General features: G+C 59.0%; 17 protein-coding genes. 4 read left to right on the forward strand and 13 right to left on the reverse strand.

Annotated features, from left to right (window positions below; translation table 11 throughout):
- Positions 1-122: 122 nt before the first annotated feature.
- Positions 123-560, forward strand: a complete 438-nt coding sequence (locus FCH38_RS11040; protein ID WP_149899410.1) for a helix-turn-helix domain-containing protein — start codon at positions 123-125, stop codon at positions 558-560.
- 94 nt (positions 561-654) lie between these two features.
- Entirely contained in the window at positions 655-888 is a 234-nt protein-coding gene (locus FCH38_RS23590; RefSeq protein WP_174373788.1) for a hypothetical protein, read from the forward strand.
- A 290-nt stretch (positions 889-1,178) separates the two neighbouring features.
- Here the strand turns inward: FCH38_RS23590 and FCH38_RS11050 are convergent, their stop codons facing one another.
- From FCH38_RS11050 to xylF, 3 genes are all read right to left on the reverse strand, one after another.
- Positions 1,179-1,961 carry an ATP-binding cassette domain-containing protein gene (locus FCH38_RS11050; protein ID WP_149899412.1) on the reverse strand — a complete coding sequence of 261 codons (783 nt, stop codon included), beginning with the start codon at positions 1,959-1,961 and terminating at the stop codon, positions 1,179-1,181.
- Between the two features lie 18 nt (positions 1,962-1,979).
- Positions 1,980-3,293, reverse strand: a complete 1,314-nt coding sequence (locus tag FCH38_RS11055) for a sugar ABC transporter permease (RefSeq protein ID WP_174373789.1) — start codon at positions 3,291-3,293, stop codon at positions 1,980-1,982.
- Positions 3,294-3,371: 78 nt separating this feature from the next.
- On the reverse strand, positions 3,372-4,412 hold the full coding sequence (gene xylF / locus FCH38_RS11060) for a D-xylose ABC transporter substrate-binding protein (RefSeq protein WP_153514495.1): 1,041 nt from the start codon (positions 4,410-4,412) through the stop codon (positions 3,372-3,374).
- Positions 4,413-4,653: 241 nt separating this feature from the next.
- On the opposite strand from xylF, the gene FCH38_RS11065 reads away from it, so the two are divergent.
- A complete protein-coding gene (locus FCH38_RS11065) occupies positions 4,654-5,892 on the forward strand; it encodes an ROK family protein (protein WP_174373790.1) in 1,239 nt (412 codons plus the stop codon).
- A 42-nt stretch (positions 5,893-5,934) separates the two neighbouring features.
- Here the strand turns inward: FCH38_RS11065 and FCH38_RS11070 are convergent, their stop codons facing one another.
- Positions 5,935-6,831: an acyl-CoA desaturase gene (locus tag FCH38_RS11070; protein WP_174373791.1), complete on the reverse strand. Its 897-nt coding sequence runs from the start codon at positions 6,829-6,831 to the stop codon at positions 5,935-5,937.
- 190 nt (positions 6,832-7,021) lie between these two features.
- Here FCH38_RS11070 and FCH38_RS11075 point away from each other — a divergent pair, with 190 nt between their 5' ends.
- A complete protein-coding gene (locus FCH38_RS11075) occupies positions 7,022-7,372 on the forward strand; it encodes a metalloregulator ArsR/SmtB family transcription factor (protein WP_236776607.1) in 351 nt (116 codons plus the stop codon).
- A 78-nt stretch (positions 7,373-7,450) separates the two neighbouring features.
- On the opposite strand, the gene FCH38_RS11080 is transcribed toward FCH38_RS11075, so the two are convergent.
- The 9 genes from FCH38_RS11080 to FCH38_RS11120 form a co-directional block, all read right to left on the reverse strand.
- Positions 7,451-8,995 carry a glycerol-3-phosphate dehydrogenase gene (locus FCH38_RS11080; RefSeq protein WP_174373792.1) on the reverse strand — a complete coding sequence of 515 codons (1,545 nt, stop codon included), beginning with the start codon at positions 8,993-8,995 and terminating at the stop codon, positions 7,451-7,453.
- A 171-nt stretch (positions 8,996-9,166) separates the two neighbouring features.
- Positions 9,167-9,583: a methylmalonyl-CoA epimerase gene (gene mce / locus FCH38_RS11085; protein WP_174373793.1), complete on the reverse strand. Its 417-nt coding sequence runs from the start codon at positions 9,581-9,583 to the stop codon at positions 9,167-9,169.
- A gap of 13 nt (positions 9,584-9,596) precedes the next feature.
- Positions 9,597-11,738, reverse strand: coding sequence for a methylmalonyl-CoA mutase (gene scpA, locus FCH38_RS11090; RefSeq protein WP_174373794.1), 2,142 nt, complete (start codon positions 11,736-11,738; stop codon positions 9,597-9,599).
- A gap of 141 nt (positions 11,739-11,879) precedes the next feature.
- On the reverse strand, positions 11,880-13,883 hold the full coding sequence (locus tag FCH38_RS11095; RefSeq protein WP_174373795.1) for an acetyl-CoA carboxylase biotin carboxylase subunit: 2,004 nt from the start codon (positions 13,881-13,883) through the stop codon (positions 11,880-11,882).
- Between the two features lie 4 nt (positions 13,884-13,887).
- Positions 13,888-14,289 carry a hypothetical protein gene (locus tag FCH38_RS11100; protein ID WP_174373796.1) on the reverse strand — a complete coding sequence of 134 codons (402 nt, stop codon included), beginning with the start codon at positions 14,287-14,289 and terminating at the stop codon, positions 13,888-13,890.
- 35 nt (positions 14,290-14,324) lie between these two features.
- A complete protein-coding gene (locus FCH38_RS11105; protein WP_174373797.1) occupies positions 14,325-14,885 on the reverse strand; it encodes an RNA 2'-phosphotransferase in 561 nt (186 codons plus the stop codon).
- A gap of 35 nt (positions 14,886-14,920) precedes the next feature.
- On the reverse strand, positions 14,921-15,298 hold the full coding sequence (locus FCH38_RS11110) for a hypothetical protein (protein WP_149899423.1): 378 nt from the start codon (positions 15,296-15,298) through the stop codon (positions 14,921-14,923).
- Between the two features lie 100 nt (positions 15,299-15,398).
- Positions 15,399-16,295, reverse strand: coding sequence for a glutathione-dependent disulfide-bond oxidoreductase (yghU, locus tag FCH38_RS11115; protein WP_174373798.1), 897 nt, complete (start codon positions 16,293-16,295; stop codon positions 15,399-15,401).
- Between the two features lie 102 nt (positions 16,296-16,397).
- Entirely contained in the window at positions 16,398-17,930 is a 1,533-nt protein-coding gene (locus tag FCH38_RS11120; protein WP_142841474.1) for an acyl-CoA carboxylase subunit beta, read from the reverse strand.
- Positions 17,931-17,952 lie beyond the last annotated feature (22 nt).

Below are 17,952 nucleotides of genomic sequence, written 5' to 3' on the forward strand. Positions count from 1 at the left end.
AAACTGCGTTATTTTGTCAATAAGAGTTCATATTACCCGTGGAAATTGTGTTGAATGTCTACCTTCAACAATATTAATTGATAATTATCCGATTTAAGACCCTCAACATGGAGGAATTTATTATGCAGCCCAAACTTCCCAGCCCGATCGACGTGCATGTCGGCACCCAGATCAGAATGCGGCGCAAGTCGCTCGGCATGAGCCAGAGCGCTCTGGCCGGCCGGCTCGGCATCACCTTTCAGCAGGTCCAGAAATACGAAAAAGGCGCCAATCGCGTTGGTGCATCGCGTTTACAGGCCATCGCATCGGTTCTCGGCGTCGATGTCAGCTCGCTTTTCGCCAATGCCACGCCCGATGTCGGAAACGACAATCCGGCCATCGGCTCGATAAACGCCATGCAATCCTTCGTCGCTTCGAATGAAGGATTTTCGCTCAATCAGGCCTTTTCGCGAATCAAGAGTTCAAGCATTCGCAGAAGCATTGTCGCCCTCGTAACATCGCTCGCAGCGACCGAAACGGCGGAAAATACGGCCGCGCCGGAGAAAAAGAACGATGAGTAACGCAGGTGTGACGCTCGCGTGACGCTCGATATGGTCGAAAATGAATAACGCGGGATCAACGCGTTTTCATACTGTCGATTGTCGAGAGGGAAGCATGGCGGCGTCTACCACAGCAATACTTGAACAGGACAATTCAGACGAGATTCTGGCGCTTGGAAGGATGGTTTCATACCTTTGCCAACGCTCGAAATCCATGGAACTGGGCATGTCGACCTATTTCCTGGAAATGGCATTGTTGTCGCTGGCCCAGGATATCAATCAGCACGGCCTGCCGCATGCAGGCGCAGAGCTGAATTCCAGCGGTTTCGCATCGGCCGATCTGCATTGAGCAATTTCCTATTCGCAGCCGCATAGATGCCTAAGACGGAACGTTCCCGCACCGTCCTCCAGACGGGAACCTCCTGAAATAAGTTGGCGCATCTTGCATCTGCCTGTATTCGCATAACCCCTCCCACGGGATTTCATCGCAAATGATGATCGAGGCCCGGTTTTTCGCCGGGCCTCGCCTATTATCAGGGCAACGCAATCCGGGTTGATCCAGAGCTGCCGATCTTCAAGCCGCTGTTGCGCCAGAAGATCAACCATTTCGCCCACTGCCGGTACATGCGGCGAAGGCACTCAAGACGCGACAGCGCCCGGCCCCGGCACCGCACCCGGCGGCACCTTGCCCAGAATGATCATGCCCAGAACCTCGTCTTTCGTGACATCCTCGGTCCGGGCATGGCCGACAACCTTGCCGTTCTTCATCACGAAGACCCGGTCGGCCAGATCGAAGACATCGTGAATATCGTGGCTGATGAGGAAGATGCCGATGCCCTGCCGTTTCAGTTCCTTGACGAGGTCGCCAACCTGCGCCGTTTCCTGTGGCCCAAGTGCTGCCGTCGGTTCATCCATGATGAGGATGCGAGCGTCGAAGAGAATGGCGCGGGCGATGGCAACGGACTGCCGCTGACCGCCTGACAGCGCCTTGACCGGCTCTTTGAACCGCCGGAAATTGGGGTTGAGACGCCCCATCACTTCGCGGGCCGAGGCTTCCATGGCGACATCATCAAGCGTGCCCCATTTCGTCTTCAACTCGCGGCCGAGATAAAGATTGGCCGCCGCATCGACATTGTCAGCCACGGCAAGCGTCTGGTAGATGGTCTCGATACCGTATTTCTTGGCGTCGCGGGGGTTACGGATATCCGCATCCTCGCCGTTGATAAGGATATCGCCGTCATCGCGCCGGTATGCGCCAGACAGGATTTTGATGAGCGTCGATTTGCCCGCGCCATTATGGCCGAGAAGGGCAACCACCTCACCGGGGAAAAGATCGACAGAGGCGTTTTCCACTGCATGGATGCCGCCGAAGGAAATGGAAATATTGCGCATTTCCACGAGGGGCGTGACTTGGTCCGTCATAGGAGTTCTCCTCGGTTCTTACTTGGCGCGGGCGCGGTAGATCGTGTCGAGCCAGACGGCGACGACCAGAACCACACCGACCACGATGCGCTGGAAGGGCGTATCGATGCCCACCAGCACCATGCCGGATTGCAGCGATTGCATGACGAGCGCGCCGAGCATCGCGCCCGCGATGGTGCCGACACCGCCGGCAAGCGAGGTGCCGCCGATGACGGCCGCCGCGATGGTGTAAAGCTCATCCAGCTCGCCCTGCGCATTGGTGGCGGCGTTGAGGCGGGCGGTCGAAATCGCCGCAGCGATGGCGCATAGAACGCCCATCAGCGTGAAAATCTTCACCGTGACCCAGCGGGTCTTGATGCCGGCCAGTTCCGCCGCTTCCGGGTTGCCGCCGATGGCAAAAACGTAGCGTCCAAAGCGCAGCCGCGTGGCGATGAAGGTCATCACCGCGCCCACGGCGAGCGCCATCAGAACCGGAACGGCAATGCCGTGCGAGATGAACAGACCACCTTCAGGCCAGACGATCCCGTTTGCATCGGCATAGTTGCGGGCGATGTTGATCGGCCAAGGATAGCTGTTCACGACGGCAACGAAACCGACGACGATGAGGCAGCCGAGCGCCACCAGAAAATATTCCGCCCAGACCGGCCGCAGCGGAAAACCGAAACGGCGGCGCTGGTGGCGGGAATTGAGAATGGCCGCCACGATGGCGACGCAGGCGACGACGGCGGCGATCCAGCTCCATGTCGCGCCGATCGAGCCATTGGTGCCGCCGCCCATCAGACGGAAGGTGGAATCCATCGGCGCAACGGTACGGCCACTGGTGATGAACCAGGTGCCACCGCGCCAGACCAGCAACCCGCCGAGCGTGACGATGAAGGATGGCACGTTCAGGAAAGCGATGATCGAGCCCTGCAACATGCCGATGGCGCCACCGACAAGAATGCCGGTGAGAAGCGTGACGATCCATGTCGCCCAATGTTCGAAACCGAGGATCTGCGGCAGGATTTCCGCCTGCATGACCCCCATGATCATGCCGGAAAAACCGAGGATCGACCCGACCGACAGATCGATATTGCGGGTGACGATGACCAGCACCATGCCGGTTGCCATGACAGCCACGGAAGCAGTCTGCACCGAAAGGTTCCAGAGGTTTCTGGGCGTCAGGAACAGGCCGCCGGACAGGATATGAAATCCGATCCAGATCAGAAGAAGCGCGCCGACCATGCCGAGCAGCCTGGTATCCAGCTCCGTGGCGCTGATGAAGCGCGTTATCGAGCCTGTCTTTTCCGCCTTGGGAGACGCTGTGGAATTGGATTGGGTCATATCGGCCATGAACTGCCGGTCCTCCTTACATCTGAAAGGCGCCACGCCACCAAGGTGGCGCAGCGCCCAAAGCTGGACCCTTGGGTCTTAGTCGCAGGCCTTGACGGTTCCAGCCTTCACACCCTGGCAGGCCGTTTCCTTCTTGATCCAGCCGGCATCGACGACGACGTTCAGATTGTCCTTGGTAATAGCAATCGGCTTGAGGAAGACCGACTGCATCGCTACCTTCTTCGGACCGCCATCAAAGGAGGTGACACCCTTGATTTCCGTCATCTTCTTGCCGCCGGCCAGCTCCAGCGCGATGCCGGCCGCTTCCTTGCCGAGTTCACGGCTGTCCTTCCAGACCGACACCGTCTGCGTGCCAAGCGCGACGCGGTTAAGCGCAGCGAAGTCAGCATCCTGACCGGAAACGGGAACCGAACCGGCCATGCCCTGCGCAGCGAGCGCGGCAATGGCGCCACCGGCCGTGCCGTCATTCGAGGCAACGACCGCATCGACCTTGTTGTTGTTCTTGGTCAGGAATTGTTCCATGTTCTTCTGGGCATTTTCCGGCTTCCAGCCATCGGTATAGGCTTCGCCGACATTCTTGATCTTGCCGCCGTCGATGGCCGCCTTCAGCACTTCCTGCTGACCAGCGAAGAGGAAGTCCGCATTCGGATCGGAAGACGAACCCTTGATGAAGACGTAGTTACCTTCCGGCTTCACCTTGAACACTTCGGCAGCCTGAAGACGACCGACTTCCTTGTTGTCGAAGGTGATGTAGAAGGCGTTCTGATTTTCGATCAGGCGGTCATAACCAACGACCGGAATGCCTTCGGCAACGGCCTTCTCCACCGCCGGGCCAATCGCGTCGCTATCCTGCGCCAGGATGATCAGCGCATTGGCGCCCTGCGAAATCAGCGATTCCACGTCGGTCAGCTGCTTTGCGGCGGAAGACTGCGCATCGGCGGAAATGTATTTCGCGCCGGCCTTGTCGAGTGCTGCCTTGATGGCCGCCTCATCCGTCTTCCAGCGCTCTTCCTGGAAGTTCGACCAGGACACGCCAACGACGAGATCAGCCGCGATGGCCGCAGTATGCAGGGAAACGAGTACAGCCGTACCCGCCAAAAGCTTGGCAAATGAATTCATGATGTCCTCCCGGTAAGGGCGAAGCCTGCACCTCCATGCAGGGAAAACGCCCGGAAAAAGCTGTCGGCCTTTGTGGTTACACAATTTTCTCGACAGTCGAGAAAATTAATGTCAGAGATTCCGAATGCTGTCAACAACGGCTGCGGGCAGCATCCGGGTGCCTTGATCTTGCTCGCGGCATGCGCCATCAGACGAGGTGAGCACGACAGGAAAAAGCCGTTCAGGGAGCAGGCCCCAGCCCATGTCCGCCATTGCAAGTACGGAACTGGTGCGCCAGAAAAACAGCCTGTCGGTGATGGCGGCCCTGCGTCTGCACGGCAGCCTTTCCCACACGGACATGTCGTCGTTTACCGGGCTTGCCTCCGCCACCGTTTCGGCCATCACCATGGAACTGGAGCGTGCCGGTCTTATTATGCGCAAGGAACAGCTCACCGCCACCGGTCGCGGGCGGCCGCGCATTCTCTTTGCGCCGCGCGGCGCATTCTGCCACGTCGCCATCGTCATCATCTCCTCCGACAGCGTGCAATATTCGCTGGTCGACTATGCCGGCAAGCTGGTGGATCGCTTCACCGAACAGAGATTAGCTGCCGAGAGAGGCAGATTCGGCGGGGCGATCCTTGCTGGTCTCGCACGACTTGCGGACCGCTCGCGCATCGACCGTCACGATATTCTTCAGGTGTCGATCAGCAGCAAGGGGCTGGTGGATGCGGCAGCGGCAACGCTCGTCTGGTCGCCGGTACTCGGCAATGAAAGGATCGATTTCCGGCAACTGCTTTCCGGGGACCCCCGCATCCGCGTGACACTGAACAACGAAACCCTGCTCGCCGCCAAGGCAATCTGGATGCGTGAGCAGGCGAAGACAGATGAGAACGCGCCACCGGAGGCGCTCGTCACCCTGTCACTCGGCCACAGCATCGGCCTCGGCATTGCCCGCTCCGCAGGCGGCACGATCGATGTCAGCGCCCCCAATTTCGGCCATATGCTGCATCTGGCCGATGGCGCCTTGTGCCGCTGCGGCACCAAGGGCTGTATCGAAGCCTATTCCGGGTTCTACGCCATCCTGCGCTCAGCCTTCGAAGCACCGCCACAAGCCGAACCGGCGAAATTCGTGCCGATTGCGGAGGTGGACAAGATCGCCACCTCTGCCCGCGCCGGCGGCCGCATGGCGCGCTTTGCCTTTCGCACGGCCGGGCTGGCGCTCGGTAACGGTCTTTCACGCCTTTTCAGCCTGCATGGCCATATGCCGGTTTTTATCACCGGACCCGGCACCCGCTACTACGATCTTCTGGAAAGCGGCCTGCATGACGGCCTTGCGCAATCGCAGGCGGTACGTTTCGGCGGCATGCCTAAAATAGGCATCGCGCCCGACGAACCAGAACTGGTGTTCGAAGGGCATATGGAACACGCGCTTTCCACCGCCGACGATTATGTATTAAGCGCTGAAAACCTGCAGAAACCGGCAAGGAACTCTGGCAACTGATTGAGACCTAACGCGCTTCCGCGATAATACACAGCCACCTCCCTAAAGGCGGCGGAGGCCTTCACGATGCATCGTATTTTCCGGCAATTTAACTCCGCTGGCGATCCCAAGCCACATCAGCAACTGGATAAAATTCCAGCCAAGATCAACTTGTCCCGGCTCCAGCCCAAGCCGGGCCGACTCAGGAAAGGCATGGTGGTTGCCGTGAAAGGACTCGCCGAAAGTGACCACTGCTGCTGTGGGAATATTGTAGCCCTGCACGGCGACATTATCGACTGCCCATCCCTGATGTCCTCCGCGATGTGCGAAATGGCCAACAAGCCAATGCCCAATCAATGAAACCGAAATGCGCACCGCAGTGCCCCACACCACCCAGCTCCAGCCACCGAGGAGATAAAACAACAACATCCAGGGGAATTGCTGCGCCATCCAGCTCCGCTCCAGGAACTGGTAAAACCCGTCATTCGCAACCTCCGGCTCAATAACGAACGTTGGCGGATGCTTCAGTATGACTGCACAATGCATCTGCCACCAAGCATCAACGAAAAAGGAACGCCGGTGCGCGTAAAGATCATGGCACTTCGTCTGTCGTTGGGCCCAATCGCGGATGTCATGGGCGTAAATCATGCCAAACGGTCCAGCCATGCCGACCAGCGTGCCAAGATAGACCAGCAGGCGCTCAACAGCCTTGCCGGTGCGGAACGAGCGGTGGATCAGCAGCCGGTGCATCCCCACTGAATGCCCGGCGCAGATGGTGATCATGGTCATGACAACGAACAGAGTGAAACTGCTCCAGGAAAATGTCAGCGGTCCGAGCATCACCGCCGCCGCTATCATTGACCCGGTCCAGAGCGACTTTGCTGGCATCCAGCATACCCGCCCTTCGCTTGCATCGGAAAGCGGTTGCGAGATCATGCGTCCTGTGGAAACCGTCATCACAATATCCTCTCCATGCCGTGCGCACGCTTGCCTCGCCAGCCACCAAATGATACTTATTTAGTCTATAAGCTAATTACCTTTGTAATTGATTTTTATAATTAGGCAATTAGCTAATTAACTCAAGCGCCGATATTTGTGAATTGCCAATGAAAGGCAGGACGATGTGACTGGGCAGGAAAATGATTCCAACATGCTGGCAGAACAGGTAACGACTCCGCCCATGCAGCTTGTCTTCGAGGCACTTGCGTCCGCCCCACGCCGCAAAATCCTGGCCTATCTCTCCCATACGGATCTTACGGCCGGGGAAATTGCTGCACGCTTTGACATGTCAAAGCCTTCCATCTCACAGCATCTAAATGTGTTGGAAACCGCCGGTTTGATCTCCGGCAAGCGCGAAGGCCAGTTCATTCGCTATTCGCTGACACCGAACAAGCTGGTGAACACACTCAACAGCTTCGTTCAGGACGTCTGCCCCGTTGGCCGACCGCTTAAGAAGGAAAGCAAGGGGTTGGCGAAACTGAAGTCGGATGAGACGACGTGAAAGCTCGATTGCGAACCGTTGAAGGCCTTCCCGAAGCCGGCGAGACATTCGGGGAACTGACGGGCAATTGCTGAAGGCTCAGGCCCGCTCCGCCACGGCTGCAGTTTCTTCCTCGGCGCCCGTCAAAAGCCGGACGAATTCATCCAGACCGGCCGCCTGTTCCTTGCTGAGCAACAGGCCCTGCTTCGTCCGCCGCCAGAGAATATCCTCGGCCGTGCAGGCCCATTCATGCTGCACCAGAAAGCGAACCTCGCATTCGTAAAGCGTGCCGCCGAAATGGCGGCCGAGACCGGACACATCGGTGGCCGGGCCGAGCAGATCTACCGCTTTGGTGCCGTAATTTCTGACGAGACGTTCCGCATGGCGGCGGTCAAGAAAGGAATAGCGGTCGATAAGCCCTCTCACCTGAGCATCATAGCGCTCCACACTGAAATCGCCGCCGGGCAGGTGGGAGCCAGCCGTCCACGGCTTGCCCTTCTCGCCGATTGCCGTGCCGATCTTTTCCAGCGCATGTTCCGCCAGCCGCCGATAGGTGGTCAACTTGCCGCCGAAAATGTTGAGAAGCGGCGCTTCGCCTTCGCCTTCTTCCACCTTCAGCACATAGTCGCGTGTGGCTTCCTGCGCTTTCGAGGCGCCGTCATCGAAGAGCGGCCGCACGCCCGAATAGGTCCAGACGATGTCTTCCGGCTTTACCGCTTCGCTGAAATAGTCACTTGCCGCATTGCAGAGATAGGAAATCTCTTCCTCCGAGATGCGAACCTTGGCCGGGTCGCCCTGATAATCACGGTCCGTTGTGCCGATCAGCGTGAAATCCCGCTCATAGGGAATGGCGAAGATGATGCGGTTGTCCGGGTTCTGGAAGAAATAGGCGCGCGGATCCGAGAACTTCTTGCGCACGATGATGTGGCTGCCCTGTACGAGGCGGACATTGTGAATATCGTTACGGCCAAAGACGCCGGACAGCACAGTGTCCACCCATGGGCCGGCGGCATTGACCAGCATGCGCGACCGGTGTGTGGCGGAATGTCCGGTTTTTTCGTCCAGCGTCTCGATGAGCCAGAGACCGCCTTCACGTTTTGCGGAGACGACCCGCATGCGGTTCATGATCGTGGCGCCACGATCCGCCGCGTCGCGGGCGTTCAGGACCACGAAACGGGCATCGTCGACCCAACCGTCGGAATATTCGAAAGCCTTGGCGAAAACCGGTTTCAATGGCTTGCCTGCCGGGTCTTGCCGTAGATCGAGCGTGCGGGTCGCTGGCAGGAGCTTGCGGCCGCCGAGATTGTCATAAAGAAACAGGCCGAGCCGGACCATCCAAGCCGGGCGTATACCGCCTTTCTGGATAGGCAGAACGAAGCGCATCGGCCAGATGACATGCGGCGCCATAGCCCAAAGGATTTCCCGCTCCATCAGGGATTCGCGCACCAGACGAAACTCGTAATGTTCGAGATAACGCAGACCGCCGTGAATGAGCTTGGTGGCAGCCGAAGACGTGCCGGAGGCAAAATCGCCCTTTTCCGCAAGCGCCACGGAATAACCCCTGCCCACCGCATCGCGGGCAATGCCGCAGCCATTGATGCCGCCACCGATGACAAAAAGATCGAAAATGGTCTCGCCGGACATAGAGCCTCCACGACAGCGCAGGGGATCGTATCCCCATCGTTGAAAGACAATTGCCATAAAAACGAAAACAAAACGAATGTCAAAAGAAAACAAACGAAACACGTTTTGGCAAAAGCGGTCGGCGGCTGCTCACCGTTCACCGCATGGCCAGCGTCTTATGTGCTCTGTGTTTCAGCCGTGTGTCGGGGTAGCCTGCTCGAGTTCATAGAGCACGCCGCCCATGTCTTTCGGGTGCAGGAAAAGAACGGGATTGCCATGCGCGCCGATCTTCGGCTCGCCATCGCCCAAGATGCGGACGCCCTTTTTGACGAGATCGTCGCGCACTGCCAGAATATCCGGCACCTCGAAGCAGAGATGATGCGTGCCGCCAGCCGGGTTCCTGTCGAGGAAGGCGGTGATGGGCGAATTTTCCCCGAGCGGATGAAGGAGTTCGATCTTGGTGTTGTCAGCCTGAATGAACACCACGGTCACACCATGTTCGGGCAGGGATTGCGGCTCCGAGACATCTGCGCCCAGCGCCCTATAACGGGCAATGGCGGCATCCAGATCGGGCACCGCGATGGCGACGTGGTTCAATCTTCCGAACATGGGTGTCTTTCCCTCATGCGTTGCGCCGGATGCCTTCCAGCAGGTCGAGGACCTTGTTGGCGGCATCCATGACATTGGTGCCCGGTCCGAAGATTGCCGAAACCCCGTGGTCGAGCAGGAATTGGTAGTCCTGCCGCGGAATGACGCCGCCGACGACGACGATGATATCGCCCGCACCCTTCTGTTTCAGCGCGTCGACCAGCTGCGGCGCCAGCGTCTTGTGGCCAGCTGCGAGCGACGACATGCCGACCACATGCACTTTGCTTTTAACGGCAAGATCGGCCGCCTCAGTGGGTGTCTGAAACAGCGGCCCCGCCAGCACGTCGAAACCGATATCGCCGAAGGCGGAGGCGATGACCTTCGCACCGCGATCATGCCCGTCCTGCCCAAGCTTGGCGACCATGATGCGCGGTTTGGTGCCGATCCTTTCCGCAACGCCGGAAAGTCGGGCGGCGAGCGTGGCCAGCTCCGGCTCGTCTTTATAGGCCTCGCCGTAAATATCGCTCACCACCTCCGGCACTGCGGCATGATCGCCGAAGGCCAGGCGCAGCGCATCGGAAATCTCGCCGACCGTGGCGCGGGCGCGGGCGGCAATGACGGCGGCTTCGAGAATATTGCCCTTGCCGCTGCGCGCGACTTCGGACAGTGCAGCCAGCGCCCTGGAAACATCTCCACCATCCCGGCGGCGTTTGGTGTCCTCAAGCCGGCGGATTTGCGCGGCGCGCACGGCGGCGTTGTCGATATCGAGGACATCAATATCCTCTTCGCTCTCCAGCCGGTAGCGGTTGACCCCGACGATGACCTCTTCGCCTTTGTCCACCGCTGCCTGTCGGCGTGTCGCGGCCTCCTCGATCAGCCGCTTCGGCAGACCCTCCGTCACGGCCTTGGTCATGCCGCCAAGCGCCTCGACTTCCTCGATCAGCGCCCAAGCCTTTTGCGCCAGCTCATCGGTCAGGCTTTCAACGTAATAGGAGCCGGCCAGCGGATCGACGACTTTTGTGACGCCGGTTTCATGCTGAAGGATAAGCTGGGTATTGCGGGCGATGCGGGCAGAAAACTCAGTCGGCAGGGCAATCGCTTCATCGAAGGAATTGGTGTGCAGCGACTGCGTGCCACCAAGCACGGCGGACATGGCCTCAAAGGCGGTGCGGACGATGTTGTTATAGGGATCCTGTTCCTGCAACGATACACCGGATGTCTGGCAATGGGTGCGCAGCATCAGCGACGAAGCCTTTTGCGGCTTGAACTCTTCCATGATGCGCGACCACAGGAAGCGGGCGGCGCGCAGCTTTGCCGCCTCCATGAAGAAATTCATGCCGATGGCGAAAAAGAACGACAGACGGCCGGCGAAATCATCGACATTCAGCCCTTTGGCAAGCGCAGCGCGAACATATTCCCGCCCATCCGCGAGCGTGAAGGCCAGTTCCTGCACCAGCGTCGCGCCCGCCTCCTGCATGTGATAACCGGAGATCGAGATGGAATTGAATTTCGGCATCTCCTTGGCCGTATATTCGATGATATCGGCGATGATCCGCATCGAAGGTTCGGGCGGATAGATATAAGTATTGCGGACCATGAACTCCTTGAGGATATCGTTCTGGATGGTGCCGGAAAGTTTTTCGCGGGAAACGCCCTGTTCCTCGCCAGCGACGATGAAATTGGCAAGCACGGGAATAACAGCGCCATTCATGGTCATCGATACCGAGACTTTTTCGAGCGGGATGCCGTCGAACAGGATTTTCATGTCCTCGACGCTGTCAATCGCCACGCCAGCCTTGCCGACATCGCCTTCTACCCGCGGATGGTCGCTATCGTAACCACGATGGGTGGCAAGATCGAAGGCGACGGACACGCCCTGCTGGCCGGCGGCGAGCGCCTTGCGGTAAAAAGCGTTCGAGGCTTCCGCCGTGGAAAAACCGGCATATTGACGGATGGTCCAGGGCCGCCCGGCATACATGGTGGCACGCGGGCCGCGCGTGAACGGCGCAAAGCCCGGCAGGCTTTCGAGATGGGAAACCTGATGCAGATCGTCGGCCGTATAGAGCGGCTTTACCTCGATGCCTTCAGGCGTGTGCCAGACGAGTGTTTCCGGTGACCGCTTCAGCTCCTTTTCGGCAAGCTGCAGCCAATCCCGCACCGTTTTTTCACCCGACATGCATCTCTCCCCTTCTGCATTTCATTTTAGTACTGTGACGGGCAATCGTGACCGAAATCCAGCAATCCCCTGCCCGGCCAAACCTGCCGACCCGGTAAACCGCTCCGGCCCGCATCCGTTCCGGAGAAATGGCAACGGCCATCACTCGAATTCGAGGATCACCTCATCCACAGCAAGGCTATCGCCCGGTTTCGCCGAAACCTTCGCGACGCGGCCGCGTTTTTCCGCACGCAGGATGTTTTCCATCTTCATGGCCTCCACCGTCGCCAGCGCCTGACCGGCCTCCACCTCGTCGCCTTCGCTCACCGTGACGCCGGTGATAACGCCCGGCATGGGGCAGAGCAGCAGTTTCGAGGTATCCGGCGGCAGTTTTTCCGGCATCAGCAGCGCCAGTTCCGCCACGCGCGGGCTGCGCACGCGGGCAACAACATCCATGCCCCGCCAGCGAAGGCGGATCGCGGCCCCGGCAAGATCGACCTTGGCGGCGATCACCTCGCCCGCCACCGTGAACAGCCCCAGCCTCTGGCCGGGAAGCCAGCCGGTATCGACCGTCAACGCCGCACCGTCCTCAAAACGGATCGCAGTGCCATTCGCGCCGGTTTCAACGCCGACCCGGTGACGGGAAGCGCCAAACGACACTACCCAGTCCTGACCGACGATGCGGCGATGATTACCGATGGTGCCGGAAATTTCCACCGCGCGGTTCTGCAGCCGCTGCTGAATAATAGCCGCAATGGCGGAAAGTTTTCGCGCAGCGGCGTCATCCGGCTCGACGCCGGAAAAGCCTTCCGGAAATTCTTCCGCGATAAAGCCCGTCGTCAGGCGACCGGCGCGAAAACGCTCATGCTGCATGACCGCCGACAGGAACGGCAGGTTGTGGCCGATACCCTCCACCTCGAAACGGTCCAGCGCCTCTCCCATGGCGTCGATTGCCGTTTCGCGGTCCTTGCCCCAGCTACACAGCTTGGCGATCATCGGATCGTAATACATCGATATCTCGCCGCCTTCGAAAACGCCGGTATCGTTGCGGATCACGGTGCCGTTTTCCTGCGCGCCCTCCTGCGGCGGGCGATACCGCGTCAACCTGCCGATGGAGGGAAGGAAGTTGCGATAGGGGTCTTCGGCATAAAGCCGGCTTTCTATCGCCCAGCCGTTCAGCTTCACATCCGCCTGCCCGAAGGACAGCTTTTCACCAGACGCGACACGGATCATCTGCTCGACTAAATCAATGCCGGTGACGAGTTCCGTGACCGGATGCTCCACCTGCAGGCGGGTATTCATTTCCAGAAAATAGAAATTACGGTTACCATCAACGATGAATTCCACCGTTCCGGCAGAATGATAGCCGACAGCTCTTGCCAGCGCGACGGCCTCTTCGCCCATGGCTTTTCGTGTCGCCTCATCCAGAAATGGCGACGGCGCCTCCTCGATAACCTTCTGGTTGCGGCGCTGGATCGAGCATTCGCGCTCACCGAGATAAAGAATGTTGCCGTGCTTGTCGCCCAAGACCTGAATTTCGATATGGCGCGGCTGGGTGACGAATTTCTCGATGAAGATGCGATCATCGCCAAAAGAGGATTTCGCCTCGTTCTTCGAAGACTGGAAACCCTCACGCGCCTCGACGTCGTTAAAGGCGATGCGCATGCCCTTGCCACCACCGCCGGCAGAGGCCTTGATCATGACAGGATAACCAATCTGCGATGCGATCTTCACTGCCTCTTCGGCATCGCCGATCAGCCCCATATGGCCGGGAACGGTGGAAACACCCGCTTCCGCGGCGAGTTTTTTCGAAGTGATCTTGTCGCCCATCGCCTTGATGGCGCCGACGGGCGGGCCGATGAAAATGACGCCCGCCTTCTCGAGCGCCTCGGCAAAGGCGGCATTTTCCGACAGGAACCCGTAACCCGGATGTACCGCATCCGCCCCGGTTTTTGCGATTGCCTCCAGGATTTTGTCGATGACGATATAGGACTGCGACGAAGGGGCCGGGCCGATATGAACGGCTTCATCCGCTTGTCTCACATGCAGCGCATTGGCATCCGCATCAGAATAGACTGCGACGGTGGCAATGCCCATTTTCTTAGCCGTCTTAATCACCCGGCAGGCGATCTCGCCGCGATTGGCGATGAGGATTTTCTTGATCATGCGGTTATTCTCCCCTCGCATCGTCATCATCGTCGCGAAATTTTTTCTCATAAGGCATCAGCAAGATCGCCGAGGCAGCGGCGGCCGCGCCGAAGAGCGACGCGATGGGCACGACGACCAGCAGCACGGGCACGACTGGATTTGCGGCACGGCCGATCCGCGCGCCCAAACCGCCAATATCGAGAAAGATCAGTGCCGCCCCGACGCAGATACCGATCAAAACACCAACCGCCGCATTGAGCGCCATGAAGCGCAGCATCTGCCGATGATCTTGCTGCGCGGCCTCCGGTGTCAGCCTGGGTTTCAGGTTACGATTACCGGATGCCTTACCGGAGCCAGGGCGATGCCGCTGCCGCAGCCAGCGATGCAGCCAATCCATATCGATCTGAAATATACCGACACCCATTTTGCCTCCCTCCTCCATTATCAAACGTCACCCCGTCACCTGTCGCTTTCCGCTAAGGAATCCGCAGACACGGTCAGATACGAAAAAGGTACGGCATCCGTCAGCCAAACGCCGTTATCGGCCAGGTAGAAACGGCAACCATCCGCAGACATCTGAGCGGCATCGACAACAAGGACCACAGGCTTTCCATGCCGTTGTCCGACGGCAAGCGCGGTCGTCCGGTCAACGGAAAGATGAACCTGTTGCCTTTGCCCCGGGTGCAGGCCTTCCCGCAGGATGGGTTCGAGAAAACGGGTCGCCGTACCGTGAAACAATTGCGGCGGCGGCTCAACAGGCGGCTGGCCAAGATCGACCTTCACGGAATGCCCCTGCGCCGCCCGGATGCGGCGACCGTCTTCCGAGAGCGTGAAGCGTTTCTTGTCGCTTTCTGCAACGACCGCAAGCAAGCCCGCCTCATCGAGCGGCGTGCCACTCGCATTGGCTTTTGCCAGCAGGTCTGCGACATCCGCCCAACCCTGATTATCCAGAGTGAGGTCAATACTTTCAGGCGCATGGCGCAGAACATAACTCAGGAACTTGCTGGTAGCCGTCGACATCGAATTTCATTCCCCGCTGGCGGATGACAGCACCCTCAAATCTCGAAAAAATTCTCGAAGGATTCCGGGAAATTCTGCCGGGCGACGCGTTCGTCGATGACAAGCATCGCCTGATAGGACAACGGATCGAAATTCTTCTCCGCTGGCAAGACCTCACGGCCGAACAGCAGGCTGAGGCGAGCGGCGTCGAGATTGCCGCGCTCGAACGGTTCCGGACCGAAATGGTGCCAGAGCGAATGCAGGAAAGCGGCGTCGATGCGGTGTTCCTTGGAGTCGTCGCGCGCCCGGCGGGGTATCATCTTGACAGGCGTTACCCCTTTGGGGTTGGCGCGGCGGATGGTGAACTGGACGCCCGTGCTTGGCATGCCGGAGGGAAACCCCTTGTGTTTGGTCATTTCGGGCAGGTTCGCCATCTCTAGTCCTTCCAGAAGCATTTCCAGTAAAATGCGTAAATTCAAATAATGAGAGCGCTTCCAGGGTTCCAGTAAAACCAGAAGCGCTCCAGTCTTTTCGTTATGCCTTGCCGATCTTGTCCTGCGTCTTCGTCTCGAAGTCGGAGGCATCGTGGCGTTCATGCAATTGTTCGGACGGTTCGCCCGAGGTCTTGTTGACGATCACACCGCGTTTTACCGCCGGGCGTTCGCCGATTTCAAGCGTCCAGCGCATGACGTTCTTATAGCCGTCTGCTTCAAGGAAAGCACCGGCATCGCCATACGCCTGACCGAGAGCGATCTTGCCATACCACGGCCAGACGGCCATGTCGGCAATCGTGTATTCGTCACCGGCCAGATAACGGTTTTCAGCGAGATGCCGGTCCAGCACGTCCAGCTGGCGTTTAACTTCCATGGCGTAACGGTCGATGGCGTATTTGATCTTCACCGGCGCATAGGCGTAGAAATGCCCGAAACCGCCGCCGAGGAAGGGGGCGGAGCCCATCTGCCAGAAAAGCCAGTTCAGCGCCTGCGTGCGGGCATTGCCCTCTTTGGGCAGGAAAGCGCCCAATTTTTCCGCGAGATAAACGAGGATCGAACCGCTTTCGAAAACCCGCGTCGGCTCTGATGTCGAATGATCCATCAGCGCCGGGATTTTGGAATTCGGGTTGACGCCGACAAAACCAGAACCGAACTGGTCGCCTTCGCCGATCTTGATCAGCCATGCATCATATTCGGCGCCCTTGTGGCCAGCGGCCAGCAATTCTTCCAGCATGATGGAAACCTTCTGGCCATTCGGCGTCGCCAGCGAATAAAGCTGCAGCGGATGTTTGCCGACCGGCAGTTCCTTTTCATGGGTGGGACCGGCAATCGGACGGTTGATGCTGGCGAACTGGCCGCCATTGCCCTTGTCCCAGGTCCAGACCTTGGGCACTTCATATCCGGCGGGGAAATTATCTGCAGAGGAATTTTCGGCCATAAAACTCTGTCCTTGTGCGTTTCGGGAGGGCATCCGCAAGTCCGGGCGCCTGAACATCATTATAGTAAGGTGGCCGAAGCATTTTTCCAGCCCCGCAGCGGATCAGAGCGGAATGGTATCGTGTTTCTTCCAGCGGGTTTCGACACTCTTGTTGCGCAGCGAGGCAAACGCACGGGCGATGCGGCGGCGCGAGGAATGCGGCATGATCACCTCATCGATGAAACCGCGTTCCGCCGCCACGAACGGATTGGCGAAACGCTCCTCATATTCCTTCGTGCGCGCGGCGATCTTCTCGGGATCGGCAAGCTCGGAGCGATAGAGGATTTCCGCAGCGCCCTTGGCGCCCATGACCGCGATTTCCGCCGTCGGCCAAGCGTAATTCACATCCGCACCGATATGTTTCGAAGCCATCACGTCATAAGCGCCGCCATAGGCCTTGCGCGTAATCAGCGTCACCATCGGCACCGTCGCCTCCGAATAGGCGAAGAGAAGTTTTGCGCCGTGCTTGATGACGCCGCCATATTCCTGCGCCGTACCCGGCAGGAAGCCCGGCACATCCACGAGCGTCAACAGCGGAATGTTGAAGGCATCACAGAAACGCACGAAACGGGCGGCCTTGCGCGAGCTGTCGATATCGAGGCAACCGGCCAGCACCATCGGCTGGTTTGCGACAACCCCCACCGTCTGGCCTTCGAGACGGATGAAGCCGGTGATGATGTTGCGGGCAAAGGCTTCCTGCAACTCGAAGAAATCCCCCTCATCGGCAAGCGCGTGGATCAGTTCCTTCATGTCATAGGGCTTGTTGGAACTGTCGGGGATCAGCGTATCGAGCCGCGCTTCCAGCCGCGCCGGATCGTCATGGAACGGGCGGACCGGCGGTTTTTCGCGGTTGTTCAGCGGCAGGAAATCGAACAGCAGCCGCACATGTTCCAGCGTTTCGATGTCATTTTCGTAAGCGCCGTCAGCGACGGAGGATTTTTTCGTATGGGTAGAGGCCCCACCCAGCTCTTCAGCCGTGACGATTTCGTTCGTCACCGTCTTCACTACATCCGGCCCGGTGACGAACATGTAAGAGGTGTCGCGCACCATGAAGATGAAATCGGTCATGGCAGGCGAATAGACCGCACCACCGGCACATGGCCCCATGATAACGGAGATTTGCGGCACGACGCCGGAGGCGACGACATTGCGCTTGAAGACGTCGGCATAACCGCCGAGCGAAGCGACGCCTTCCTGAATACGCGCGCCGCCGCTGTCGTTAAGCCCAATCACCGGCGCGCCGTTCCTCACCGCCATATCCATGATCTTGCATATCTTCTGGGCGTGGGTTTCCGAGAGCGAACCGCCAAGCACGGTGAAATCCTGGGAAAACACATAGACCTGCCGGCCATTGATGGTGCCCCAGCCGGTAACGACGCCGTCGCCGGCGATCTTCTGGCCCGCCATGCCGAAATCCACCGCCCGGTGGGTGACATACATGTCGTATTCTTCGAAGGAGCCCTCATCCAAAAGCACGTCGATGCGCTCGCGCGCCGTCAGCTTGCCCTTGGCATGCTGCGCCTCGATGCGCTTGACGCCACCGCCGAGCCGCGCCTCTTCCCGCCGCGTTTCCAACTGCTCCAGAATGCCGGGCATGTTTCCTCCATGCGTTGTTATT

Source organism: Agrobacterium tumefaciens (assembly GCF_013337285.1).
Taxonomy (GTDB): Bacteria; Pseudomonadota; Alphaproteobacteria; order Rhizobiales; family Rhizobiaceae; genus Agrobacterium; species Agrobacterium burrii.

What these genes read in the sequence shown, in the direction of transcription:
- FCH38_RS11040 (WP_149899410.1), top strand. Translation starts at nt 123, where the DNA reads ATGCAGCCCAAACTTCCCAGCCCGATCGACGTGCATGTCGGCACCCAG.
- FCH38_RS23590 (WP_174373788.1), top strand. Translation starts at nt 655, where the DNA reads ATGGCGGCGTCTACCACAGCAATACTTGAACAGGACAATTCAGACGAG.
- FCH38_RS11050 (WP_149899412.1), bottom strand. Translation starts at nt 1,961, where the DNA reads ATGACGGACCAAGTCACGCCCCTCGTGGAAATGCGCAATATTTCCATT.
- FCH38_RS11055 (WP_174373789.1), bottom strand. Translation starts at nt 3,293, where the DNA reads ATGGCCGATATGACCCAATCCAATTCCACAGCGTCTCCCAAGGCGGAA.
- xylF (WP_153514495.1), bottom strand. Translation starts at nt 4,412, where the DNA reads ATGAATTCATTTGCCAAGCTTTTGGCGGGTACGGCTGTACTCGTTTCC.
- FCH38_RS11065 (WP_174373790.1), top strand. Translation starts at nt 4,654, where the DNA reads ATGTCCGCCATTGCAAGTACGGAACTGGTGCGCCAGAAAAACAGCCTG.
- FCH38_RS11075 (WP_236776607.1), top strand. Translation starts at nt 7,022, where the DNA reads ATGCTGGCAGAACAGGTAACGACTCCGCCCATGCAGCTTGTCTTCGAG.
- FCH38_RS11080 (WP_174373792.1), bottom strand. Translation starts at nt 8,995, where the DNA reads ATGTCCGGCGAGACCATTTTCGATCTTTTTGTCATCGGTGGCGGCATC.
- mce (WP_174373793.1), bottom strand. Translation starts at nt 9,583, where the DNA reads ATGTTCGGAAGATTGAACCACGTCGCCATCGCGGTGCCCGATCTGGAT.
- scpA (WP_174373794.1), bottom strand. Translation starts at nt 11,738, where the DNA reads ATGTCGGGTGAAAAAACGGTGCGGGATTGGCTGCAGCTTGCCGAAAAG.
- FCH38_RS11095 (WP_174373795.1), bottom strand. Translation starts at nt 13,883, where the DNA reads ATGATCAAGAAAATCCTCATCGCCAATCGCGGCGAGATCGCCTGCCGG.
- FCH38_RS11100 (WP_174373796.1), bottom strand. Translation starts at nt 14,289, where the DNA reads ATGGGTGTCGGTATATTTCAGATCGATATGGATTGGCTGCATCGCTGG.
- FCH38_RS11105 (WP_174373797.1), bottom strand. Translation starts at nt 14,885, where the DNA reads ATGTCGACGGCTACCAGCAAGTTCCTGAGTTATGTTCTGCGCCATGCG.
- FCH38_RS11110 (WP_149899423.1), bottom strand. Translation starts at nt 15,298, where the DNA reads ATGGCGAACCTGCCCGAAATGACCAAACACAAGGGGTTTCCCTCCGGC.
- yghU (WP_174373798.1), bottom strand. Translation starts at nt 16,295, where the DNA reads ATGGCCGAAAATTCCTCTGCAGATAATTTCCCCGCCGGATATGAAGTG.
- FCH38_RS11120 (WP_142841474.1), bottom strand. Translation starts at nt 17,930, where the DNA reads ATGCCCGGCATTCTGGAGCAGTTGGAAACGCGGCGGGAAGAGGCGCGG.